Genomic DNA, 22,608 nt, shown 5'->3' with positions numbered 1-22,608 from the left:
CTCTCCATCAGTCAGGCGGGAGCGCCCCCCGGGACTCCGGCAACCGAACGGTCCCGGGGTCCCGAGCCGCTCAGGTCGCTCCCGCCAATTCCGCCGCGTGCTCCTCGCGCACCCAGGCGTAGTACCGATCCGTGTTCTCAGGGGTGTGAAAGAGGATGGTGAGCGCCAGGCGTTTCTCCTCCCAGACCTGCCTCTTGATTCCCCAAAACAGACGGCCATGGAGCTCGCGTTGTTCGGCGAAGGGCACGTCGAAGATCTCCAAGGCCCAATCGCGCCCTGGGAAATCACCCTTGGTGGTTCGATGATCCGTCCACCTCACGGGCCTGCCCCCTACTGCCTCCATCACCCTCCGACGAATCTCCTCACGCTCGTTCACCATGTGGGTTCCTCCCCCAGGAGGCGCCGGACGAAGCTCGTGGCCATCTCCAGTGCCTCTTTCACCAACTCGACCGTCAGGTCATCCACGACGTAATCCGCGGCCACTCGCAAGTCGACCAACCAATCCAGCACCTCGCTCGCCTGCCTATCGAGCACCCCTGCCTCGAGCGCATCTTGAGGCAGCGGGTCATGCAAGAAGTAATATACACCAGACCTGACTTCTGGAGTAGGTATACCCGCTTCGTTCATTGCATGCCAGCACGCGTGGTAGGCCGCGTAGTACGCCCGCGAGGCCGCCGCGTTGGGGCACGGCTCCTCAACGTCCAGAAACACACGTGCCGCCGCCAGGTTCTCCCACGCCTTCCGCTCCATCGCCCTTCCCCTCCCACCCCCTTCATTGCTAGCACCCACCTCCGACATGGGTTCGCGCGTCCCCACCCGCGCGGTCATCCGTGGCGCACGCTTCAGGCAAGACCACGGGGGTGGGCTCCAACGCCGGGCGAGGAGGGCAGATGGGTTTCTTCCGGAAGAAGGCAGTAGAAGTGGACGCGCCGAGGCTGCGGCGCGACCTGGGTCTGGCCATGGTCACGCTCGATCGGGCAAGGCCGCTCCCCGAGGGCACCCTGCTGACCTTCCTGCAGGACAACTGGAAGGAACTGCCTCGCGCGAAGGAGGTCCGCCAGGAAGGGGACACCCTGAGCTTCGAACTGCAAGGCGCCGTCGTCACCCTCACGCTGATGCGAGCCCCCATTCCCTGGAGAGACCTCGAGGGCCCGGCGCGCGCCGCGTGGCACTGGCCCGAGGCGGTCGATCGATTGAAGGCCCACTCGGCCCACGTCATCGTCGCCGTGCTGGCTCCCGGGATGGACCGCATCTCGACGATGCTCCTGCTCACCCGGGTGGTGGCCGCGGTGGCATCCACGGCGGATGCCTCCGGCGTGTACTGGGGCGAGGGACCCGTGGTGAATGCGCCGGACGACTTCGTCGACGAGGCGAAGCGCACCTCGCACGAGCGGCTACCCCTCTATCTGTGGATCGCCTTCCAGCTCGTGCGCAACTCCGATGGAACCTTCACGCTCTGTACCTCGGGAATGAAGGCGTTTGGCCTCATGGAACTGGAGCTGGTCGCGTCCCGCACGAAGCCGGCGGAGCTGGTGGACCGGGCCTTCAACTTCGCCCACTACCTGCTCGACCACGGTCCCGTGCTGAAGGACGGAGATACCATCGGGCTGTCCGCCCAGGAGCGCTTCCGCGTCCGGCACGTGCCCTCCGTCCTCGATCCGTCCCGCACGGTGTACCGGATCGAGGTGTGAGGGCAGGCCCGGCGGGAGGGCTACACCGATACCATCACGTAAAACTTCAGGTAGCGGCCCTCGGGGAACTGGAGCCGGATGGGATGGTCCGGCGGCTGATAGCGCTCCTCCACCATCGCCAGGTCCACTCCCGCCTTGAAGGCCGCCTCCTTCACCGCGCCCAGGAAGTCCTCCGGGCCCACGCGCGCCGAGCACGACGCCGTCGCCAGCAGTCCTCCGGGCCGCAGCAGCCCCAGCGCCTGACGGTTCAGTGACGCGTACCCGTCGATCGCCGCCTGCACCGCCCGCTGGCTCTTCGCGAACGCCGGCGGGTCCAGGATGATCAGATCGAACGTCCTCCCCTCCTCCCGGAAGGACGCCAGCAGCTTGAACACGTCCGCCGCCAGGAAGTCGTACTTCTCCGCCGGCAGCCCATTGCGCGTGAAGTTCTCCCGCGCCAGGGCGATCGCGTCCGGATCCAGGTCCACCGAGAACACGCTCTTGGCCCCGCCCAGCGCCGCGTTCACCGAGAACCCGCCGCTGAAGCAGAAGCAGTTGAGCACGTCCCTCCCCTTCGCCAGGCGGCGGATGAGGTAGCGGTTCTCGCGCTGGTCCAGGAAGAAGCCCGTCTTCTGCCCGCGCCACGCATCCACGCCGAACTTCGCGCCCCGCTCCAGGATCTCCAGCACCTCCGGCGCCTTCTCGCCCCACAGCATCCGCCCCGAGCCCCGGCCCTCGTCCTCCTCCGCGTCGTCCCGGCCCACCTCGTCCCGGCCGAGAATGCCCTTGAGCTCCGGCACCGCCGCCTTCAGCGCCTCGACGATGAGCCCCCGGTACGGCGTGAGCCCCGCCGAGTACAGCTTCATCACCGCATAGGGGCCGTAGAGGTCCACCACCACGCCCGGCAACCCATCCCCCTCGCCATGAATCAACCGGAAGCTGTCCGTGTCGCGCAAGTCGATCAGCGAGCGCCGCTCGGCCAGCGCCTGCTTCACCCGCTGCGCGAAGAAGGCCGCGTCGATGTTCTGCCGCGGATTGCGCGTCAGCACGCGCACCGCGATCGCCGAGTGCGGATCGAAGTACCCGCGCGCCACGAACTTCCCGTTCTCGGCCAAGTCCACCACGCTGCCGGGGGGAATCTTCGGAACCTTGTCCAGCGCCTTGCGGAAGACCCACGGGTGCCCCGCGCGCAGGTGACGGCCCAACCCAGGGGCCAGCTCCAACTTGACGACGTTCACGCTCTGACTCCTCGACGAGGGGCCACACGGCCCCGTTGGGCGAGAATGGCGCGGGCCAGCTCCTCGAAGCCCCGCCCCTCCTCCGCCCGGGTAATGAAGGCCGGCGGCGTCTCGATGCGCTCCAGCACCCGCCGCACGTTGGCCACCCCGACACTCAGGGCGAACTCTCCAAACATCGGGGCATCGTTGAAACTATCCCCGGCGTACACGAAGCGCGGATCCCCCGGCTCCAGCCGCAGCCCCCAGGCGAGCTTCAGGAAGCGCCGCACCGCGGAGCGCTTGTCGAAGCGCCCGAGCCAACAGTTGATGTGCACCGACGAGCGCACCGCCGTCACCCCGCGCGCCCGCAGCAGCGCTTCAATCCGCTCGGCCCCCTGCTCGCCCAGCCGGGCCTCCTCGTTGTAGTCCACGGCCAGGTCCACCTCGGTGTAGGCGCTGTCCATGGACAGGCGCGCCCCGGGCACCTGCCGCAGCACCGCCGCCACCTCCGTCTCCAGCCGCCGCCGGTTCGGCTCCCGGACGCGCGGAGACTCGGCGTACACCTTGCGCAGCTTCCCGCCGGGCCCTCGCAGGAAGAACAGGCCCCCGTTCTCGGCGATGACCCCGTCCACCGGCAGCGTGCGGGCCCAGGCCTCGGCCCAACCCGCCGGGCGCCCGGTCACCAGCACCAGCTTGAGACCGGCCTCCGCCAGGCGCTCGAGCGCCCGCACGGTGGTGGAGCGCAACCGGTGCGCGGTGGTGAGGGTACCGTCGACGTCGGTGAAGACCCCTTCCACCCAGGAGAGGTCCGCGTCGCGCAAGGGGCGGGGGGAAACCATACGCTGCCGCACCTACACCCTTCCCGGCTCCACGGGAAGGCCCCGCTTCACCTGCCCGCAAAACGAAACCCCCGGGAGGCAGTGCCTCCCAGGGGCCGTTCAGCTCAACCCATCTTCAACGTGCTCGGGACTAGTACGAGCCCTTGAGCGAGACGCCGGAGTAGGTGCTGTAGGCGCGCAGCATCACGTGGATGCGGGTGGCCGCGGTCTTCGCGGCGATGCTGCACGACTCGGCGTTGCCGGACAGGTACGGACGGCAATCGTACGAGGACGTGGTCGGCTCCGAACCCGCCTTCACGTACAGGTCCGCGTCACCCGTGCCGCCGCTGATGGCGAACGTGGACGCCTTGCTGGCCGGCACGTCCAGGTAGAAGTACGACTGCGAGCCCGAGGAACCCGCCAGACCCGTCTTGGCCACGCCGTTGGTCAGCGGGGTGGAGACGATGGGCACGCCCACGCCCACCGCCTGCCAGGCCGCCGTCACGGACGCCACTTCCGCCGTGGTGTAGCCGAGCGCCGTCGCGGCCTGCTCGGTGTACGTCTTCGCCTGGGCGAAGGTGGTGGAGGCCGTCATCAGGTCCACGTTGGCCTTGTAGAAGATGGCGCCGGCCTTCTGCACGCCGATGCCCGTCACGTTCACGGTCGACTTGCTGCGCGGGTGCGTGCCGCCCTTGGAGAGCAGCGTGAAGGCCAGGTTGGCGATGCCCGAGCTGTAGTGCACGTCCACGCTGCCGGCGCCGCTCGTCCAGAAGTCCAGCGAGGAGCCGTCCTTGGCCGGATCGTACATGTAGCGGAGCGCGTCGTTCGGGGTGGCCGGCGTCCAGATGTCGTCGCCCACCATGAACACCGCGTTGGTGGTGGCCCAGGTGCCCGAGGCGTAGCTCTCGCAGTAGGCGCCGAAGATGTCGCTCATCGCCTCGTTGAGGCCGCCGGACTCACCCGAGTAGGTGAGGTTGGACTCGCTCGAGGTCACCGCGTGGGTGAGCTCGTGCGTGGTCACGTCCGCGGACAGACCGAGCTGGGTGGAGTTCACGCCGTCGCCATCGCCGTACACCATCTGGGTGCCGTTCCAGAAGGCGTTCACGTAGTTGCTGCTGTAGTGCACCGTGCTCTTCAGCTGCGCGCCCGCGTTGTTGTACGAGTCGCGGCCGAAGTTGTTCTTGTAGCAGTCGTAGGTGCCACCCAGCTTGGCGTAGTTGGTGTCGACGTGGTTGTCGCCCGTGGCGGCGCCGCCCTCGGAGCGCTTGAGCGTGCCCGGGAGGCTGGTGCCGTTGTTGGCCGAGTACACCGCCCGGTTGAGCGCGGTGTGGATGTTCGAGTTGCGCTGCACGATGGAGCCATCGAGCGCGCTCACGTAGACCTTCTCGTCGATGGGCAGGTCGCGACCCTCGCCGCGCACCGCCACCTCGTAGGCCAGCGTCAGCTTGCCGCTCTGAGTGGAGCGCACGTACACCAGCTTGGCGCTGTCGTTGGACAGGCGGCTGCCGGAGGTGCTGTTCACGGCGGCGATCTCGGCGGCCTCGGCGGAGATGGTCGCCTTGGCGGGGGCGAGCTCCCCGTCACGCGCCGTGCCGTTGGCGCCGGTGATGGTGCCGTTGGACGCCACGTGAACGATGAGCTCCTCGTTCACCACGGGCAGGCCGTTCTTCGTCTGGGCATAGCGGACGTGGGTGACGCCCTGCTCGTCCACGCGCGAGCGCTTCGCCACGAGGTCGCTGGCCTGCAGGCGGAACACGGCGGCGATGCCGGGCAGCGCCTGGCTCAGACCATCACGCCCGGCCGCGAGCCCCTGCACGGAGCTGGCCGTGCCGAGGTTGCCGGTGATCATGAAGGGAATGTCCTTCTCGGCGCCGGCGACCTGAGCGGAGGGCAGCGCCGCGAGCGCGGCCTGGATGTCCCCAAGAGAATCGGCGGCCTCGTCGAACTTCTGGGCGCCTTCGGGGAGCTGGGAGTTGTCGACCTCGCACGCGGCGAGGGGAAGGGCGAGCAGCGCGGCAGCAAGGAAGCGAGTGCGAACCACTGGGGTTCCTCCTGGCCAACGGCGAGGTGCCGTCGGGCACAAGACGAATGAGCAGGAACCGCGCCAAACCCCTCAATCGTGGAAATACTAGGCCTTGCAACACTTCCAGTTCAAACAAGTGGAGCGTGGATGTCACGACAGACAACCTCCACGCTGTATCGAGTGTTTACAGATTTCTGAAGAACTCCCCTAATTCCAATAGCTTCTTCCACCCTGCCAGGACGCGTCCTGATTCGAGACAGCAGTGTCCTGATACGCGACACCCCGTCCGCGACATGAACAGGGATGGCCCAGCAATAAAAATATGCCGCCTCCATCCCAATGATTTCAGCAGCAATGACTTGCCATGCAGAGGGAGCCGGCAGGCCCGCCTCCTGGAGTGGAGGGCGGCGACACGGAGTGAGAGCCGCACGAAAGTGCCGGGCTAGACTCGCGCGCCATGCGAGTCCTCGGGTGGCTCAAGAATCTCTATGTGCAGGTGCTGGTGGCGGTGGTGCTCGGAGCGCTGCTCGGACACTACTGGCCCCATGCGGGTGAATCGCTCAAGCCGCTCGGCGACGGCTTCATCAAGCTCATCAAGATGATGGTGGCGCCAGTGGTGTTCACCACGGTGGTGACGGGCATCGCCAAGATGGGGGACCTCAAGCGAGTGGGACGCGTGGGGCTCAAGGCCTTCATCTACTTCGAGGTCGTCACCACGGGCGCGCTCGCCCTGGGCCTGCTGGTGGGCAGGTCCCTCGAGCCCGGCGCCGGCCTGTCCGTCGACGTCTCGCGCCTGGATACCAAGGCCATCGAGAGCTACACCACCGCCGGCAAGTCCCTCTCCACGGTGGACTTCCTGGCCAACATCATCCCCTCCTCGCTGGTGGATCCGTTCGCCAAGGGCGACATCCTGCAGCTCCTCCTCGTGGCGCTGCTCACCAGCGTGGCGCTCTCGAAGATGGGCAAGGCGGGCCAGGGCATCCTCCACGCGCTGGACAACGTCGGCCACCTGCTCTTCGGCATGGTGGGCATCATCATGAGGCTGGCCCCACTGGGAGCACTGGGCGGCATCGCCTTCACCGTGGGCAAGTACGGCGTGGGCACGCTGGTGGGCCTGGGCCGGCTGCTCGGCACCTTCTACGCCACCGCGTTCCTCTTCGTGCTGCTCGTGCTCGGGCCCATCGTGCGCTGGACGGGCGTGGGACTGTTCCAGCTGCTGCGCTATCTGCGCGACGAATTGCTGCTCGTGCTGGGCACTTCCTCCTCCGAGTCCGCCCTGCCCCGTCTGCTCGTGAAACTCGAGGCGCTGGGCTGCCCCCAGAGCGTGGTGGGGCTCGTGGTGCCCATGGGCTATTCGTTCAACCTGGACGGCACTTCCATCTACCTCACGCTCGCCTCGCTCTTCGTGGCCCAGGCCACCGGCACACCCATCACCCTGGGCGAGGAACTGGCGCTGCTCGCGGTGCTGCTGCTCACCTCCAAGGGCGCCGCGGCCGTCACGGGCGGAGGCTTCATCACGCTCGCGGCGACGCTGTCGGCCACCGGCCGCATCCCCGTGGCGGGCCTGGTGCTGCTGCTGGGTGTGGACCGATTCATGTCGGAAGCTCGTGCCCTCACCAACCTGGTAGGCAACGCGGTGGCCACGTTGGTGATCTCCAAATGGGAGGGAGGCCTGGACCAGGAGCGAGCCCGCACGGCGCTCGCGAACCCGGCCGCCGCCTCCGCCGAGCCCACGGCCGCCCCAGACACGCGGACATAGGCTCGAGCCCCCCTCCAGCCGGACAGGCACGACGCCAGCGGGAGCCTGGGCCGCCCCACCCCCCGCGCTCGAGGACGACGCGCCGCAAGCGGCCCGGCACCCGAGACGGCGGTGACTCACATCATGTCGAGTCCGGCCAGCAGCGCCTGGAGGGTCTCGATGGTGGTGCGCAGCTCGGCGCCGGGGAGCTGGGCGAGTTGCAGCTTGCGCGCCTTGCGCAGGAAAGCATCGAGCTTCGGCTCCCGCCCATAGAGGGACTGGGCGCTGGCGGCAGCCTCGGCCAAGGCCTTCGCCGCCTCCGCGGGAGCCGAGCCCAACAGCCCCAGGGCCCGCTCCAGCCGCACGCCACAGCCCGCCCACACCTCGCGATCATGGGTGATGAGGATCTGCCGCTGGTTCACGCTGGAGAGCGAGCGCACGAAGGTGTCCAGCTCCTGCACCAGCGACAACACCTCGTGCCTGAGAGGGGCCTCCTGGATGGCCAGCCTGCCCACCTGACCCCGCAGCTCGATGATGTGCCGCTTGTCCTGCGCGCGCAGATGCTTGTAGGCGGCCGTGCGTCCGAAGGCATCCAGCTCCGTCTGGAGTTGCTGGGCATTCCACTGCACGTCCTCGGGCTCGGCCTCGCCCACCTTGGACAGCCGCGCCGAGACGATGCGCGACAGGTCCGCCACGATGGCCCGCACCATCACCGCCGCCTTCACCTCGGCCTCGTGGCCGGGCACCACCTGCAGCCGCGTCACCGGCCCGAAGGCGCTGGCGGACTCGAAGACGAGGTTGCCGATCTGCTCGCGGAAGCGCTCGCGCAGCCGCTGGATCTCCGCCAGCAGCGTCCAGCGATCCGACACGACCGCAGGGTTGCGCATCGTCTCGCCGAGCTGAGTGATCCCCTGGGCAAGCTGCTGCATCCACCCCTGGAGGAGCTCGGAGGAGTCCTTGGCCCGCCGCGTCTCCACGGTGGCAGCCAGGGGCGCTCCGGAGCCCGCCGCGCCTCCCGCTGGCCGCGCCGCGAACTGCTCGCGGATGACGTTGAGCAGCGCGTTGACGTCCACCACCGTGTCGCGGATGACGGGGGCCATCTCCTCCCAGAGCGACAGGTCCGGGCTCTCGTCCACGTGGGCGGTCTCGTACTTCAGCAGATCCAGGTCGCTCAGTCGCGAGATGGCCTGGCTCGCGGCGCCATACACCTTGCGCAAGCGCTCGGCGAAGGAGCGATCGGACAAGGTCTGAAGCAGCTCTTCGAGCCTGGGGGAGAGAACGAGCGGAGGGGTATCGGCGGCCACGGCGCACGCACTCTAGCGGGTTCGGCACGGCGCGTCGCGAACTTCGGAACCCGGAGCGTACAGCGCCGAGCACTCCCCCTGGTTTGACCCCCACGGGAGAGGACCCGGCCGGGCGGAGGGGGATGCTCGACATCTCGACATCCAAGAGGGTGCGATCTAAGCACGCGCACGCATGCTCCAGGTTCTGCTCCTGAACGAAGGCAAGACCCTCACCGGAGGTGAGGAGCTGCTCGACCGGCCCGGTCCCAAGTGGATCGATGTCCTCCACCCGACGGAGGAGTTGATGCAACGGCTCGGCGAGCGGTACGGACTGCACAAGCTGGCCATCGAGGACTGCCTCCACCTGGATCAGCGGCCCAAGCTGGAGGAGTACCCGAACCACCAGTTCATCGTGCTGCAGGGCTTCACCTCGCAGGCGGGGAACGTGTGCGATCTGACCCTGCACGAGCACCACTTCTTCCTGGGGCAGGACTGGCTCATCAGCGTCCACGAGCTGCCCTACGAGGGACTGGAGGCGGTGCGCAAGCGCGTCCAGGACGAGCCCCAGGCGACGATCGGACGCGGGCTGGACTTCGTGCTCTACCTGCTGGCGGACGCGCTGGTGGACCGCAACTTCCCCATCCTGGACAGGTTCAACGAGGAGCTGGAGGACCTGGAATCGGATGTCTTCGAGAACACGCGGTCGGAACAGCTCCAGCGCATCTTCGAGCTGAAGCGGGCACTGGTGACACTGCGGCGGGTGCTGTCCCCCCAGCGAGACGTGCTGGGCATCCTGTCCAAACGGGGCACCCCCAACGTGCAGGAGCGCACGGCGCTGTACTTCCGCGACATCTACGATCACCTGGTGCGGCTGTACGAGCAGATCGACGCGGGGAGGGATCTGCTGGGCAACGTAATGGACGGCTACCTGTCCATGGTGGCCAACCGGACGAACGACATCACCAAGCAGCTCACCATCTTCGCGACCATCTTCCTGCCCCTGTCATTCATCACGGGCTTCTTCGGACAGAACTTCGACGTCCTGACACGCCAGGAGTTCTTCTGGGTGATGATGGTTTCGGTGGTTGGCCTGCCCGTGGCATTGATGTTCTGGTTCAAGCGCAAGCAGTGGATTTGAGGCCCTGGAGGCGCACATGCTCACCATCACCGTCGATGGCGTTCCCCTGCACTACCGCGACGAAGGCCGCGGGCTGCCCGTGCTGCTGTTCCACGCGTTCCCGCTGAACGGGGACGCCTACGAGAAGCAGGTGAAAGCGCTGTCGGGGCGCTATCGATTCATCATCCCGGACATCCGGGGCTTCGGACGGAGCGGGCTGGGCGAAGGCCCCACGGAGATGTCTCGCATTGCCCGGGACGGGCTGGCGCTGCTGGACGCGCTGAAGGTGGACTCGGCGGTGGTGGGAGGAGTTTCCATGGGCGGGTATGCCAGCATGGCGCTGCTGCGGGAGGACGCGGGGCGCGTGCGGGGGCTCGTGCTGGTGGACACGCAGGCCACGGCGGACGACGAGGCGGGACGCGCACGGCGGGAGGCCTCGGCGCAGGAGGCGCTCCGGGAGGGGCCCGAGGCGGTGGTACGGGCGCTGCTGCCAAAGTTGGTGACGGCACCAGACTCGGAAGTGGGACGAGAGGTGGCGGCGCTGATGCGGACGGCGACACCGGCGGGTATCGCGGCGGCACAGCGGGGTATGGCTTCGCGGCCGGACAGCAAGGACATGCTCGCGCGCTTCGCCGGGCCCGCGCTGGTAGTGGTGGGAGAGAAGGATCCGGTGACGCCGCCGGACAAAGCCAGACAGATGGCGGACCTCATCTCCGGGGCTCGGTTGGAGGTCATCCCAGACGCGGCCCACCTGCCCAACCAGGAGCAGCCGGAGAGGTTCAACGCAGTGCTCGACAGCTTCTTGTCAGGACTCTGAAGTGCCCCTGATGGGTTCGAATCCCGTCGGGGACACTGAAAGCGTGGATGCCACGGCCCTCCGACACGAGAATGCGCACCGAGGCCGGGAGCCGCTGGAGTCAGCAATTTCCGGCCTTCGTGTTTCCGGCACCTTCACTTATAGACGTCTACAAGTGAGTGGCGCCCTGGCCCGCGTTTGGGATTACGCCTCCTGCCCTCCCCTCCGTCGGTCCACCTCGAAAGGCACCTCATGAGCCACCGCGCTTCTGCTACTGGGGCTACTGCGGATGAGGCGCCATGCGAGGGGCTGGGTGAGGCATATCTCGGCGGCCATGGACACCGCCCCGCTTGCGCACGCTTCCCACCTGTCTCGATTGATCCCCATCCTTGAGGGGCCCCGCCGGGGGCTCGTCGAGCATCCCATCTACACGCGGCTCTCGGAGCTGGGAGCGCTGCGAGACTTCATGGGCGCGCACGTATTCGCCGTCTGGGATTTCATGAGTCTGCTCAAGACGCTCCAGCGGCGGCTCACGTGCGTGGAGGTGCCGTGGATGCCCCCTGCGGACACGGAGTGCGCCCGGTGGATCAACGAAGTGGTGCTCGCCGAGGAAACAGACGAGGTGCGTCCGGGAGAGTTCCGCAGCCACTTCGAACTGTACCTGGAGGCAATGCGCGAGGCCGGTGCGGATGAGCGTCCCATGCTCCGCTTCCTGGAGGCGCTCCGTGCGGGAGTGGCACCCACGTCCGCGGTGGAGCATGCGCCCCTGGCGGCGCGAGCCTTCGTGCTGCACACGCTGACGCTAACCCGGGCGAGCACACACGAGGTAGCCGCCGCCTTCCTCTTCGGACGCGAGCAATTGCTGCCCTCCGTCTTCGAGCACGTGCTGCGCGCCGTGGAGCCATTGGGCGGGCGGTGCGACTCGCTGCGCCTCTACCTGGAGCGCCACATCCACCTGGATGGACAGGAGCACGGAGTGCGTGCCGAGCAATTGCTCTGCCGACTGTGCGGGGAAGACACCCGGAAGTGGCGCGAGGCGGAAGCAGCGGCACTGCTCTCCCTGGAGGCACGGCGCGCACTGTGGGACGGAGTGCTGCGAGGGTAGCGGCCCCGAGGCTCTACGCAGCCGCGTGGTTCGTAGCCGTCCCCGGTGACGCGCTTCGTCCCACGCTGGAGCAGGTTCGTCCCTCGCGGCGGCGGACTCATCCCATCCCTCCGCGCCGGGTGGCTGTGAGTTGGTATTCACAGCACGTGTGCACTTCGCACACGAACGCATGGAGGCGTTGTGAAGCTCCCGAAGTCTTTGAGAACTCTTTGTCTGGCAAGCTCGCTCATCCTGGCGTCCACGCCCGGGTGCAAGGGAGAGGAGCTCCCAGCCGAGGGGGCGGAGCTCGAGGGCCAGAGCAGCACGCAGACACTCACCTGTGGCAATACCGTCAACCTGGTGCCTGTCATGACGAGCGCCACCTCGCCCAGCGGCATCGTGACCCGCTCGGGAGCCTACAGCTCGTCCTATGAGGCGTGGCAGGCCTTCGACAACAGCAACACGATGTGGATCTCCGCAGTGGGCCAGACGCCAGCGCAGCTCGGCTACGAGTGGCAGGACGGGGCCAAGACGATCACCCACTACGCCTTCACCTTCGCCAACGGCTCACTCACCTCCCGAGCCCCCAAGAACTGGACGCTGGAAGCCTGGACCGGCAGCGCCTGGACGGTGATCGACACCCGGACGAACCAGACCGGCTGGGCGGGCTTCGAGCAGCGCGAGTTCGCGGTGACCTCGCCGGGTGCCTACAGCAAGTACCGCTTGAGCTTCACCGACGACAACGACACGCGCACTGGCGTGGAGGTCATCTCCCTGGCCCGTGTCGAGCTCAAGGGCTGCTCGGGCCAGGCTGACTGGACGCGGACGATCGGCGTGTCGGGGGCCTGGACGCAGGGAATGTCCCTCGCGGGCGATCCGGCGGGGCGCTCCTACATCGCCGGGATGACGACAGGCGCCGTGAACGGTTCCCCCATGCTTGGAGCAATGGACGCGTATGTCCGTGCCTACGACTGGACCGGGAACCTGATCTGGGCCCACACGCTCGGAGCGCCGAACGCGGTCGCAGTGTCCTATGGGATCGCGACAAACCGGACCTGGGAGGAGATCTACGCGGTGGGCTACAGCGGCGGAGGAATCGACGGCAACCCGCCCGTGGGCGGGACGGACGCCTTCATCACGAACATCCGCTACACCGGCGTGAAGCACTGGACGCGGGTGCTCGGTGTCTCGGGCGGGCGGACGGAGGCCTACGGGGTCGCCGTGGATGCCTCGAACAACTCCTTTGTCGTCGGCTCGGTGAACAACGGGCTGGATGGCAACACGCTCACCGGCAACTGGGATCTCTTCGTGACCAAGTACGACCCCAACGGCATCAAGCTCTGGACCCGGCAACTGGGCGTGGCGGGCGGGACTACCATCGCCAGGCGCGCGGCCACGGATGACGCGGGCAACGTCTATGTCGCCGGATGGACCACGGGCAACCTGGACGGTGTCGTCAAGAACGGTCCTCAGGATGTCTTCGTCACGAAGTACAACGGGGCCGGCGTCAAGCAGTGGACGCGGCTGCTGGGTGCGGCAGGCACCTCGAGCTGGACGTATGGCGCGGCGGCCGATGCGGCGGGGAACTTCTACGTGACGGGCTACACCGGTGGAGATCTCGACGGCAATCCCGCCGCGAGCCCCAACGGCTTCCTCACGAAATACGACTCGGCGGGCAACAAGCAGTGGACGCGACAGTTCGGCTCCGGCGCCACCGTCTGGGGAACGGGAGTGGTCATCAACGCGAATGGAGTCTTTGCGGGAGGACTCGCCTTCGGGGATGCGAGCAATCCCACCAGCACGGGCTCCGCGTCGCATCTCTTCGTCGCGAGGTACGACACGGCGGGCAATGCCCTTGGGGTGGTCCAGCAGCCTCCGGCCAGCCTCGGAGGGGTCGACAAGGACGTCTTCGCCTATGGGCTGTCGATCGACGCCAACGGGAACTACTACCTGGGCGGCAGCCTCTACGGGAACTACGGCGGCAACCTGCTGCAAGGCAACCCCGATGCCTTCGTGACGATGCTCCCCCACTAGGCGCACGCTCCTCGAGCCCCCACCTACCAAGGCGGGGGCAAGCGAGCTCCGAAAAGCGAAGAGCCGGGCCACAGTAGAGGCATCCGCGCCCAGCTCCTCGAAGCCATACCTGGGATCGGTCAGCCCAGGTCCTGCCGGCCTGATGGAAATCCTATCGCCCGCGGACTCGCTTGGGGTTTTCTATCGCCCTGCCCACGGGTTCGAATCCCGTCGGGGACTGCCGAGTCTCAAGGGGTGGCTCGCCCGCCGATCTCCGGGAAGCGCTCGTAGGCCCGCTTCAGCGCGTCCAGGTGCGCGGGGTTGTCCAGGTCGAGCGGTGCATCGGTGAGCTGCACGACCCACCCGCCCGTCGCGGTGCGCCGTGAGCGCGATAGCAGCTCCGCATCGCGGGCGGGGTCTGGAAATCCGATGGCTCGTGCTGCAGCGGCCGACCAGTAGTTCAGCCACCCAAGGAAATGCGGAATCTCTGGCGCGGGAATCTCACGGGGAAGCCCGATCGCAGGTAGCCCCCGAGGCGAAACATCCGGGTCGCTCGACGAATGGCGCGTCTGCTGCGCGAGTTCCACCCCGTAGCCCTCCGGCGACACATGCCCCCAGAACGCACGCGCGCCCTCTCCTATGGCTTCCAGCACATCCACAGCCGCCGCAATGCCTGCTGAATCCTGTGGCAGGCTCGCAGAGACTTGAAAGTGCGGCGGCCCCTCTGCGGCAAGGCCGTCCGGATTCTCCCACCCGCTAAGTGTCACCAAGTGGGTTTCGTCATCGTTGCATAGGAAGAAAAATCCGCCGTTTGTCTTGTCTGTCGCTATCCCCTCGTCGCGATCAGGTAATGCAATGAGGTCTTCCTTTTCAGAAGTCGTCCACCCCAGCCGCAATCCGGGAAGCGCGCGCTCCATACCTTGGGCGATGGCAAGAGGGCGCTTCTCGTCGCCCACGAGCGCAGGCGCGTAGACGATCACGGCAAGGGATTTTTGCTCGGCTGCCATTTCAGCACCAATCCATAACGACAATTTTGAGAGAGCGGTCTAGCGCAAGAAGCGCTTCTTTGTGCGCGGCGCTGCGGACGCCAACAACGAATTTATACCCACACTCTTCTGCGAGCATTCTCTCGCGTCTAATCTCCGGGAGCTTCACCTCCGCAAGAAACTTCCGGGATCGCGGCGAGTGCTTGTCGAAATTATCAGTCTTGACCTCCCAGAGCGTGCGCGTGGCCAGTTGCAGCGCGTCGAAGCTCTTCCCATTCACGTACACATCCCCCCAGCGAAGGTGTTGCCCGGCATCTTGTCGGCGCATTCGTTGTGCGGGTCATGCCCGCCAAGGTGGCGCGGCAATGGGATGGGCTTGCATCTCGGGTCGTCTTCTTCCTGGGTGGGGGCGGTCGCGGGCTGATTTCGCTGTGACGGCTCCCGGGCCGGTGTTTTCGCCCCACGAGGCTGGGCCTCAAGTTCCACCATGAAGGGCATGAAAGCACCGCTCCGCCAGCACGGGCCAGGGCTCGGAAGCCTCCTGTACGGCGCACCGTCAGAGGGAGCGCTTCGTCGTCGGCCCCGCGGGCCCGCGCGAGGCTGCGAGGGTATCCGACGGGCTCTCTGCGAAGAGCTTCTTGTATTCGACGCTGAATCGCCCGCCGGACACGAAGCCGAGCGAGGCCACGACGCCGGCGACGGTCGTCCCCGGCGCGCCTGCGAGCAGCGTTTGTCGCGCAATCTCGAAGCGACGGCGGCGGAGGAACGCACCCGGCGGCATCCCCCGAGCCGCGATGAACGCAGCGCGAAGCGAGCGCTCCGGCACCCCGGCGGCAGCGACGATATCGGCCAGGGAGATGGGCTCGCCTGCGTGCGCCTGGATGAACTCTTCTGCGCGACGCACGGAAGCAGGCGCCGCGCGGCGCGGGGGAGCTTCGAGGAGGCTCGATGCGCTGTGGCGCGTGCCCGTGAGGAGCGCTGTCAGGAGCGCGTCCCGCAGCGAGGCCACGAGGAACGACGAGATGGAAGGCAGCTCCAGGCCCTCCGCGAACAGCTTCAGGATCGAACCGACCCCGGCGACCGACGTGAGATCCAGCGCGACGTCGAACACGAGCGGCCCGCGGAGCTCCCGGCCCGTGAGCGCCGTGAAATGGGACTCGAGTGTGGCGCGCTCTATCACCACGGAGCGACCCTGGTAGGCCGGCGAGGACTCCAGCGTGACGGGGCGCTCCGGCGAGAGTACCGCGCTGAGCCGCTCGGGCTCCAGCACGTAGGGCTCGTTCGCGTGGATCCCGTGGACGTTGCCGCGCAACGCGCCCGTGATGAGGTAGCGCCCGAGGATCTGAGGAATCGTGAACCGGCCGCCGGTGGGCCAGGTCCCGTGGACGATATGAATCGACCCGCAGGTGATGACCTTCAGCTCGCACGAGAAGGCAAGTCCCCGTGAAGGCTCCAGCATTGACTCCGAGTAGATGCCTCTGATTACGGCGCGCGCCTCCTCCAGATCCGCCATGTGGTGGACACGGCGCTCGGGGACCAGCCACACGTCCGTCGTGCGCATGCGCCCCGAAGACGGAGCCGCCCGCTTATTCGGCGGCTCCGAAGCAGGTGGTCGCAGCATGTTCATCCAGGACCGCCCTCCGTCCACCGTTCATCACCGCCGACCATGACTCACCACCCCGCCGACCTTCCAGGAACCACTGCGAACTTCTGAGCGACTGTATCAGGTTCGACACTGGCAAAGACATGCTCAATCGGATTCAGAGTACAGCACCCTCCCCTCCGGCTGCCTCCACCCTCAAGGGGTGGAGCGCCCGCCAATCTCCGGGAAGCGCTCGTAGGCCCGTTTGAGCGCGTCCAGGTGGGCGGGGTTGTCCAGGTCGAGCGGCGCATCGGTGAGCTGCACAATCCACCCGCCCGTCGCGGTACGTCGTGAGCGCGAGAGTAGTTCCGCGTCGCGGGCCGGGTCCGGGAAGCCGATGGCGCTTGCGGCAGCGGCTGACCAGTAGTTCAACCACCCAAAGAATTCGGGAATCTCAGGCGAAGGGATCTCCTCTGGGAACTTGATTGCAGGCAGCCCCCGTGGCGGCTTTTCAGGCCCATACAGCTTCGGGCCCGTTTGGTCCGCAATGTCCAGCATCACGCTATCTGGCGTCAAATGGCCCCACAGCGCGCGCGCGCCCTCCGCTACTCCCACCAATATATCTACTGCGGCAGCGATAACAGCCTCGTCAAGTGGCAGGCTCGCGGAGACTTTGAGCTGCGGTTGGTTGCCCGGACACTGCCCCGCAGGTATCTCCCAGCCGGTAAGCGTCACGACATGGTTCTCGTCGTCGTTGCAGAGGAACGGAAGTCCCCCATCTGCCATTTTCTGTGTCCTGACCCACTCATCTCGCTGCGGCAATGGAATAAGTCCTTCCGCCTCTGTCATCGTCCACCCCAGGCGCAAACCGGGGAGAGCGCGTTCCAGACCATGAGCGACGGCGAGAGGGCGGCTGTCGTTGCCTATGAGCACAGGTGCGTAGACACCGAGGATGAAAGAATTTTTATTGGCTGACATTTCAACACCAATCCATGACCACCACATCAAGGGTATTATCTGCCTTGAGCAGAGCTTCTTTGTTCGCGGCGCGGGAGAAACGCTCGAAGGCCCGTTCCGCCGCGGTGAGCTTGCGGTCCAACTGTTCCCATTGACGCGGCTCGATGTCTTTACGTGCCCGAGACAGCAGTGGGGGGGGCGGCATATGGCAGCCGCAGTTCGGGCCTGTGGAGGGCTCCAAGGCGGTAGCGGTGCCAGCGGGCAGGACCCCGGCACCGGGGAGCAAGCTGCACCCCGCCAGTCGCACACCGCAATAGCGGCCTCCAACGTCGTCCGCCGCGGCCACCACTCCAGCCCAAACCGAGGTCGCGGCGCCTCGGGGAATGGTCTTTAGGGTGAACGGAGGTTTCGGCTTAGGTGGTGGCGCGTCGCGCGTTGGCGAGTCCCACCAGCCCGAGGCTCACGAAGATCGAGAGGAACAGGAACGCGACGAGGTAGATCAGGAAGAGGCCAACCGGCTCGATGCCCTCGAAGCCGGAGCTGCTCGGGAAGTAGTGCCGGGCCTCGAGCAGCCGCACCGGGCCACCCTCCGCCGGCTCCTCGAAGAGGAACTGGTAGTGCGGAGCGAAGGCGCTGGTGGGCTCGCCCGCCCCGAGCGACAGATACAGCCGCCGCACTCCCTTGGGGCCCTCGGCCTCCGCGACGACACCCCAGAGCCCGTGCTCCACAGCGGAGCCACCCTCGGGAGTCACCAGGACGCCGGAGGCCAGCGCTGGCGCCAGCAACGCCTGGATGCGACGCTCGTCCGTCGCGGGGAGCCCCTCGAGCTTGCCGCGCCGGTTCAGCTCGTACAGCACCTCTCCCACCGACCAGCCGCCGCCTTGCTTCCACGCGCTCTGCCGCACCTGCTCGCTCGTGAGGCCGGGGTGGACGATCAGCGAGCGCGGTGGCTGGCCCGTGGGCTCCGAGACGACGGGTGTCGCACTCCAGTAGTGACGGGCCTGGAGGAACCGCTTCTCGGGTGCCGGCGGAATGAATTCACCCGTCTGGAGCTTGCACGTGACGAACGTGGCGATGAGCGCCGCGCAGACGGGAATGATGACCGTCCATACGCTCACCTTCGGTCCGCCCGGATTCTCGAGAGGGACCGGCATGGGCGCCCCACCCTCCAGCTTCTTCGGATCATACCGGGCATACAGGAGCCTGGCCGACATCATGAGGGTGCCCCCCAGTGCGGGATCGAAGACCACGAAACTCGCCAGGGACCCGGCCCCAAGGAGCACCGAGACGTAACGGGCGTTGCGCGCCTTGTTCTTGCCGCTGGCCAACAACACGAGCATGACAACCACGATGAACGCGGCGATGCCCACGCTGATGGCGGGGTACTGATGGAGCCGCCAGAAGATCGTGCGCTCGATGAGTGGCAGCTCGAGCCCCATGGCCCCAGCACCATGGATGAACGCGATGATCGGCAACAGCGGCCACAGAAGGGCGGTGTCACCAAGAACCTGCTTCATTGCTTCGCGGCGCATCACCCGCCCCCCCTCTTCGAGCTTCCCTCGCATCTAGCATACGAACCGGCTGGTCAGTGCCCATAGCGGTGATGAACCGGAGGCCTCCTACGGCTTCGTCAATGGCGCCCTCTAGGCTGGGTTCCACGCTCCAAGGCTTCGGCATGCTGGCGATGGGGCTTGTTCCGCCCGGCTCGCCGAACCACTCCCGCGGCGAACCGGGCGGAATACGGCGGGGCGGGCTACGGAGCGATGTAGATGTCGCCGTTCGTCTGCGTGATGGCGCCGCCCACGACGTTGTAGACGTCGAAGAGATCGGCGCTCTTGAAGCTCGCGCCCGCCGGCACCGCGGCCAGGGCGGGTGAGATCGTCAGCTGGGTCAGCGTAGAGCTCACGAAGGTATTTCCGGAGACCGTGACCAGGTTGTCCGCGGGCAGGTTTCCGCTGTTCACGCTGGTATCGGGTCGCAGCCACATGCCGGAGAGGCGTTGGTTGAATGCAGCCGAGCCGTGGAGCGGCGTGCTGGTGATGGTCACCCCCATCGTGGTGTCACCGGCGGAGACCGCGCTGCTGACCGTTCCCGCGATGGAGATGAACGGGGTGTATCCACCCGCGGGGTAGTGCGTCTGATTGTTGTTGTTGATGAGCAGCTGGCCGTACGCCACATCGGCGTGCTTGAGGAACACCGTGCCCGCGCCACCGTCGGTGTACGTCGCGTTGAGGCCGGTGCCTCCCCGTGCCTGGAGCTGCGCGTTGCCCGTCGGGAGCGGATAGCTGAGAGCGCCGACGAAGCTCGAGACCCCGCCCGTGCTGACCAGCGCAATCCGGCCGCCACCGCCCGCGCGCACGGCGCCGAGCGAGCCCGAGTAGGCGTTCGCCCCGTTGGCGGTGATGGAGCCGTTCCAACCCGTGGTGTCGAAGCCACCGCAACGCATGGAGACCGAGCCTCCCGCGGCGCCGTAGGCTCCGGTGGTCCCCACGCCGGCCTTGATGAGCGTGCTTCCGCCCAGCGTGCAGGTTCCGGAGGCATCGAGCCGGAAGACGCCACCTCCGTTACTCCGGTACGAGAGGTACGACGGCGAGCCGCCCACGCTCGCGGCCGCCCCGCCGGGATACCGCGGGTCTCGATAGTCATCGTAGGCCATGCCGCGAACCGCCCCGGCCGTGTACCCGCCGCCGACGCCACCGTGACCCGCGCCGTAGCCGTTCGCCACGCCGGTCGCGGCCAGGGGGCCCGTCGCTCCGAAGCCCCAGGCCGTCAGCGGCGCGCCCTGCGGATCGCACGCCATCGGATAGCCCAGCCCCGCCACATCCATCGAGCCCCCCGTGAGCGTGAAGGTGTCCGCGATCGTCAGCTGGAGCCCGTACACCATCGCGGCGGCCGGCGAGGTCTTGAATATCGGTGGGTAGTGCTTGAGGACGCCCGCGGTCTGCGCATAGCGCGCCGCCGTCAGCGAGTTGGTGGTCAGCGTGCCCCCCGACACGGTCACGTCGTTGGACGCGACGATGGTGGGCACGGTGAGCGCGCCCGCCGTCACCGACACGTTGTCTGCGACGAGCGTACCGCCCCCCACTGAAGGCATTGCCTGGGTGCTCTGCACGACGTTCACCGCCCCACCTGCGTACTGGATGCGGCCCGTCCGGTTGCTCGTCGTGTCGAAGAGCACCAGGCCGTTCACGGTCATCGTGCTCGCCCCGGAGCTCGTCGTGTTGCCCGAGAGAACGTAGATGTCACCGTTGGTCTCGAGAATCGCGTTGCCGAGCACGTCGAGGTGATCCAGCACCTCCACGCTCCGGAAGAACGAGCCCGCGGCGATGTCGGAAGGAACGGCGGTGGTCGTCAGGCTGCCCACCGCGTTGGTGGTGACGCTCACCAGGTTCAACGGGTCGAACAGCGCCCCGCCCGCGGCGCTGATGTCGGGCCGCAGCCAGCCGCCCGCGAACACCCCGTTGTAGGCCGCCGAGGACGAGGGAGTCGTGTTCTGGGTGAGTGCCGGGTTCGTGTTCAGCGGCGCACCAGCGTTCTCGTAATAGGTCGCGTTGAAGCTGGTGCTGGCGATGGAGACGGGGAGCTGGGTGGCGCCCGCGGTGACGTTCGCGGTGAGGGTGCCGGCAATCGCGGGCAGCCGCGTCGTCCCCTCGTTCTGGTAATGCGCAGGCGAGTTGTTCGCGATGAGGAGGTCGCCGTACGTCAGCCCGCTGTGCTTGAGATAGATGGTCCCCGCGCCGCCAGCGCCAATCACATAGCTGGAGTTGGCCGGCGCGCCGCCGAAGGCGTGGACCTGGGCCGTGAGGTTCGTGGGCGGGTAGCTCACCGCGCCGGTGATGGTCGCGGCATCACCGGTGCTGACCAGCGCGATGCGCCCTCCCCCGCCAGCGCCCACCGGGATGGAGGAGTTCCCCGCACCGGGGCCTCCGTCCGCGTTGATGCTTCCCGTCCAGCCCGTCGAGGTGATGCCTCGGCAGCGAAGGTTGATGGAGCCCCCCGCGCCATTGGACGGAGAGCTCGCGGTAATGGAGGCAGTGCCGGCCAGCACGCAGGTCCCCGCCGAGGTGATGCGCGCGACGCCGCCCCCATGGAAGCCCGAGTAGGTGCTGTTGGTGGCACCGGGATACTTCGGGTCGCGGTAGTCGCCGTACGTCGTCCCCGCGTTGCCAGCGTGGGAGTTGCTGGCCGCGGTCATGTTGATGCGGTAGTTGCCGGAGCCCATGCCGCCGTGGCTGGCGCCGTACAGCTGGCTCGTCCCCGACAGCACGGACGATGGCGCGCCATTGGGGCCGAAGCTGACCAGCCCGTTGCCGCTGCAGGAGCCATTGGAAAAACAGGTCATGCCGTAGCCCTTGCTGGTGGTGTTGACCGTGCCGCCCAGGAGGTTCCAGGAGCCCGTGAGGATGTCGAGCTTGTACATGGCGGCGTTGGTAGCCTGGAGATGCGTCACCGTGCCGCCGGTGATGAAGACGTCACCGAAGGTCTGCCCCTCCGTGGTGGCGTCGAACGTCACCGTGCCCCCCGTGATGTAGAGGTTGCGACCCTCCGCATTGCTGCTGGTGATGGTGACGTTGCCCGTGGTGATGGTGGTGCCACAGGTGCCGGCGCAACCGGCGCCGCCCTCGAACCTGCTCGAATCAAACGTGACGTCCGCCGTGTCCGGAAGCGTCTCGGTGCCGCTCGCACCCGTGACGGTGGCGGAGAAGGTTGTCGGCACGGCCAGCGCCGTCGAGCTCTTCGCCGTGACGACGTAGCTCCCGGCGCCCGAGTCCACCGCCTTCAGGCAGGTCGCTGACGGAGCATTGACCGTGCAGGCCGTGGTTCCCGTGCCACCCAGGGTGACGAGCCCGTCGCTGCTCAGCACCTCGACGTGAAGCCCTGGCCCCAGGGGTGCTCCAGTCGAGTCTCGCGGCGTGACGGTGATGGTCACGAAGGCGAGCCCATCCGAAGGCGCAAAGGTCGCGGACGCAAGGAGCTGCGGTTCCGGCGAGGTCAGGCTGGCACTCGCGCTCCCGAAGGCGCTCGCCGCTACCGGATTCCCATCATCCCGCGGTGGAGGTGAACAGCTGAGCAACACGAGCACGAGCGAACAGGCTCGCAGATCTGCGAACTGCAGACGCATGGACCTTCTCCCTGTGGTTTGGAACAGCGGCTAGCCGGCAGCGCTTCGGCCCCGGGGGGCCGGACGTTCGCATGCTTCAACCGGGTTGCATGAAGGAAGAAGTCATTGGAAACATTAGCAGTCCAAAAAGGGCCACGCACGCCACGCGAAAACAAGCGCGGCCCGGCGTGGGACTCCCCGCCGGGCCGCGTCTCTCATCTCA

Annotated in this window: 17 protein-coding genes and 1 pseudogene; 6 read left to right on the top strand and 12 right to left on the bottom strand. The window is 67.2% G+C overall.

Annotated features, from left to right (window positions below; genetic code table 11):
• Nucleotides 1-70: 70 nt before the first annotated feature.
• Complete coding sequence (locus DAT35_RS45665) at nucleotides 71-379, bottom strand: hypothetical protein (RefSeq protein ID WP_108075626.1); 309 nt, start codon at nucleotides 377-379, stop codon at nucleotides 71-73.
• Nucleotides 373-750 (bottom strand): HEPN domain-containing protein, encoded by a 378-nt coding sequence (locus DAT35_RS45660; protein WP_158502147.1) that lies wholly within the window; start codon nucleotides 748-750, stop codon nucleotides 373-375. The genes DAT35_RS45665 and DAT35_RS45660 overlap by 7 nt, the downstream gene beginning before the upstream one ends.
• A gap of 140 nt (nucleotides 751-890) precedes the next feature.
• On the opposite strand from DAT35_RS45660, the gene DAT35_RS45655 reads away from it, so the two are divergent.
• Entirely contained in the window at nucleotides 891-1,691 is an 801-nt protein-coding gene (locus DAT35_RS45655) for a DUF4261 domain-containing protein (protein ID WP_108075624.1), read from the top strand.
• A 20-nt stretch (nucleotides 1,692-1,711) separates the two neighbouring features.
• On the opposite strand, the gene DAT35_RS45650 is transcribed toward DAT35_RS45655, so the two are convergent.
• From DAT35_RS45650 to DAT35_RS45640, 3 genes are all read right to left on the bottom strand, one after another.
• Nucleotides 1,712-2,908: a class I SAM-dependent rRNA methyltransferase gene (locus DAT35_RS45650; protein WP_108075623.1), complete on the bottom strand. Its 1,197-nt coding sequence runs from the start codon at nucleotides 2,906-2,908 to the stop codon at nucleotides 1,712-1,714.
• The gene (locus DAT35_RS45645) at nucleotides 2,905-3,726 is read right to left on the bottom strand and encodes an HAD-IIB family hydrolase (RefSeq protein ID WP_108075622.1); all 822 of its coding nucleotides are present in this window, start codon (nucleotides 3,724-3,726) and stop codon (nucleotides 2,905-2,907) included. Before DAT35_RS45645 ends, DAT35_RS45650 begins: the two co-directional genes overlap by 4 nt.
• Nucleotides 3,727-3,856: 130 nt before the next feature.
• Nucleotides 3,857-5,746 carry a M4 family metallopeptidase gene (locus tag DAT35_RS45640; protein ID WP_108075621.1) on the bottom strand — a complete coding sequence of 630 codons (1,890 nt, stop codon included), beginning with the start codon at nucleotides 5,744-5,746 and terminating at the stop codon, nucleotides 3,857-3,859.
• 439 nt (nucleotides 5,747-6,185) lie between these two features.
• On the opposite strand from DAT35_RS45640, the gene dctA reads away from it, so the two are divergent.
• A complete protein-coding gene (gene dctA, locus DAT35_RS45635) occupies nucleotides 6,186-7,487 on the top strand; it encodes a C4-dicarboxylate transporter DctA (RefSeq protein ID WP_108075620.1) in 1,302 nt (433 codons plus the stop codon).
• Nucleotides 7,488-7,603: 116 nt separating this feature from the next.
• Here the strand turns inward: dctA and DAT35_RS45630 are convergent, their stop codons facing one another.
• Nucleotides 7,604-8,770 carry a hypothetical protein gene (locus DAT35_RS45630; RefSeq protein ID WP_108075619.1) on the bottom strand — a complete coding sequence of 389 codons (1,167 nt, stop codon included), beginning with the start codon at nucleotides 8,768-8,770 and terminating at the stop codon, nucleotides 7,604-7,606.
• Between the two features lie 172 nt (nucleotides 8,771-8,942).
• On the opposite strand from DAT35_RS45630, the gene corA reads away from it, so the two are divergent.
• The 4 genes from corA (at nucleotide 8,943) to DAT35_RS45610 (ending at nucleotide 13,780) form a co-directional block, all read left to right on the top strand.
• Nucleotides 8,943-9,887, top strand: coding sequence for a magnesium/cobalt transporter CorA (corA, locus tag DAT35_RS45625; protein ID WP_108075618.1), 945 nt, complete (start codon nucleotides 8,943-8,945; stop codon nucleotides 9,885-9,887).
• A gap of 16 nt (nucleotides 9,888-9,903) precedes the next feature.
• Nucleotides 9,904-10,683 (top strand): alpha/beta fold hydrolase, encoded by a 780-nt coding sequence (locus DAT35_RS45620; protein ID WP_108075617.1) that lies wholly within the window; start codon nucleotides 9,904-9,906, stop codon nucleotides 10,681-10,683.
• Nucleotides 10,684-11,038: 355 nt separating this feature from the next.
• Entirely contained in the window at nucleotides 11,039-11,767 is a 729-nt protein-coding gene (locus DAT35_RS45615; RefSeq protein ID WP_199243203.1) for a DUF3050 domain-containing protein, read from the top strand.
• A 198-nt stretch (nucleotides 11,768-11,965) separates the two neighbouring features.
• Nucleotides 11,966-13,780 (top strand): SBBP repeat-containing protein, encoded by a 1,815-nt coding sequence (locus tag DAT35_RS45610; RefSeq protein ID WP_146210141.1) that lies wholly within the window; start codon nucleotides 11,966-11,968, stop codon nucleotides 13,778-13,780.
• Nucleotides 13,781-14,007: 227 nt separating this feature from the next.
• Here DAT35_RS45610 and DAT35_RS45605 read toward each other — a convergent pair whose 3' ends face one another.
• The 6 genes and pseudogenes from DAT35_RS45605 to DAT35_RS45575 all read right to left on the bottom strand — a co-directional run bounded on the left by DAT35_RS45605 (nucleotide 14,008) and on the right by DAT35_RS45575 (nucleotide 22,406).
• Nucleotides 14,008-14,766 (bottom strand): DUF5953 family protein, encoded by a 759-nt coding sequence (locus DAT35_RS45605; RefSeq protein WP_108075615.1) that lies wholly within the window; start codon nucleotides 14,764-14,766, stop codon nucleotides 14,008-14,010.
• Nucleotide 14,767: 1 nt separating this feature from the next.
• Nucleotides 14,768-15,234, bottom strand: a pseudogene (locus DAT35_RS61415) (DUF6310 domain-containing protein).
• Between the two features lie 67 nt (nucleotides 15,235-15,301).
• Complete coding sequence (locus tag DAT35_RS45595; protein ID WP_108075613.1) at nucleotides 15,302-16,372, bottom strand: AraC family transcriptional regulator; 1,071 nt, start codon at nucleotides 16,370-16,372, stop codon at nucleotides 15,302-15,304.
• Between the two features lie 171 nt (nucleotides 16,373-16,543).
• On the bottom strand, nucleotides 16,544-17,305 hold the full coding sequence (locus tag DAT35_RS45590) for a DUF5953 family protein (protein WP_108075612.1): 762 nt from the start codon (nucleotides 17,303-17,305) through the stop codon (nucleotides 16,544-16,546).
• 392 nt (nucleotides 17,306-17,697) lie between these two features.
• Nucleotides 17,698-18,816, bottom strand: a complete 1,119-nt coding sequence (locus DAT35_RS45580) for a hypothetical protein (protein WP_146210140.1) — start codon at nucleotides 18,814-18,816, stop codon at nucleotides 17,698-17,700.
• Between the two features lie 221 nt (nucleotides 18,817-19,037).
• On the bottom strand, nucleotides 19,038-22,406 hold the full coding sequence (locus DAT35_RS45575; RefSeq protein WP_108075610.1) for a hypothetical protein: 3,369 nt from the start codon (nucleotides 22,404-22,406) through the stop codon (nucleotides 19,038-19,040).
• Nucleotides 22,407-22,608: the final 202 nt, after the last annotated feature.

Origin of the sequence: Vitiosangium sp. GDMCC 1.1324 (assembly GCF_003044305.1) — a bacterium.
GTDB lineage: Bacteria > Myxococcota > Myxococcia > Myxococcales > Myxococcaceae > Archangium.
Note: the sequence above shows the minus strand (reverse complement) of the source record. Positions and strands in the feature narration are given on the sequence as shown.

Excerpts from the sequence above, each read along its gene's own strand:
- DAT35_RS45590 (WP_108075612.1), bottom strand. The coding sequence starts at position 17,305 with ATGTCAGCCAATAAAAATTCTTTCATCCTCGGTGTCTACGCACCTGTG.
- DAT35_RS45660 (WP_158502147.1), bottom strand. The coding sequence starts at position 750 with ATGGAGCGGAAGGCGTGGGAGAACCTGGCGGCGGCACGTGTGTTTCTG.
- DAT35_RS45655 (WP_108075624.1), top strand. The coding sequence starts at position 891 with ATGGGTTTCTTCCGGAAGAAGGCAGTAGAAGTGGACGCGCCGAGGCTG.
- DAT35_RS45605 (WP_108075615.1), bottom strand. The coding sequence starts at position 14,766 with ATGGCAGCCGAGCAAAAATCCCTTGCCGTGATCGTCTACGCGCCTGCG.
- corA (WP_108075618.1), top strand. The coding sequence starts at position 8,943 with ATGCTCCAGGTTCTGCTCCTGAACGAAGGCAAGACCCTCACCGGAGGT.
- dctA (WP_108075620.1), top strand. The coding sequence starts at position 6,186 with ATGCGAGTCCTCGGGTGGCTCAAGAATCTCTATGTGCAGGTGCTGGTG.
- DAT35_RS45580 (WP_146210140.1), bottom strand. The coding sequence starts at position 18,816 with ATGCGCCGCGAAGCAATGAAGCAGGTTCTTGGTGACACCGCCCTTCTG.
- DAT35_RS45575 (WP_108075610.1), bottom strand. The coding sequence starts at position 22,406 with ATGCGTCTGCAGTTCGCAGATCTGCGAGCCTGTTCGCTCGTGCTCGTG.
- DAT35_RS45595 (WP_108075613.1), bottom strand. The coding sequence starts at position 16,372 with ATGAACATGCTGCGACCACCTGCTTCGGAGCCGCCGAATAAGCGGGCG.
- DAT35_RS45620 (WP_108075617.1), top strand. The coding sequence starts at position 9,904 with ATGCTCACCATCACCGTCGATGGCGTTCCCCTGCACTACCGCGACGAA.
- DAT35_RS45665 (WP_108075626.1), bottom strand. The coding sequence starts at position 379 with ATGGTGAACGAGCGTGAGGAGATTCGTCGGAGGGTGATGGAGGCAGTA.
- DAT35_RS45645 (WP_108075622.1), bottom strand. The coding sequence starts at position 3,726 with ATGGTTTCCCCCCGCCCCTTGCGCGACGCGGACCTCTCCTGGGTGGAA.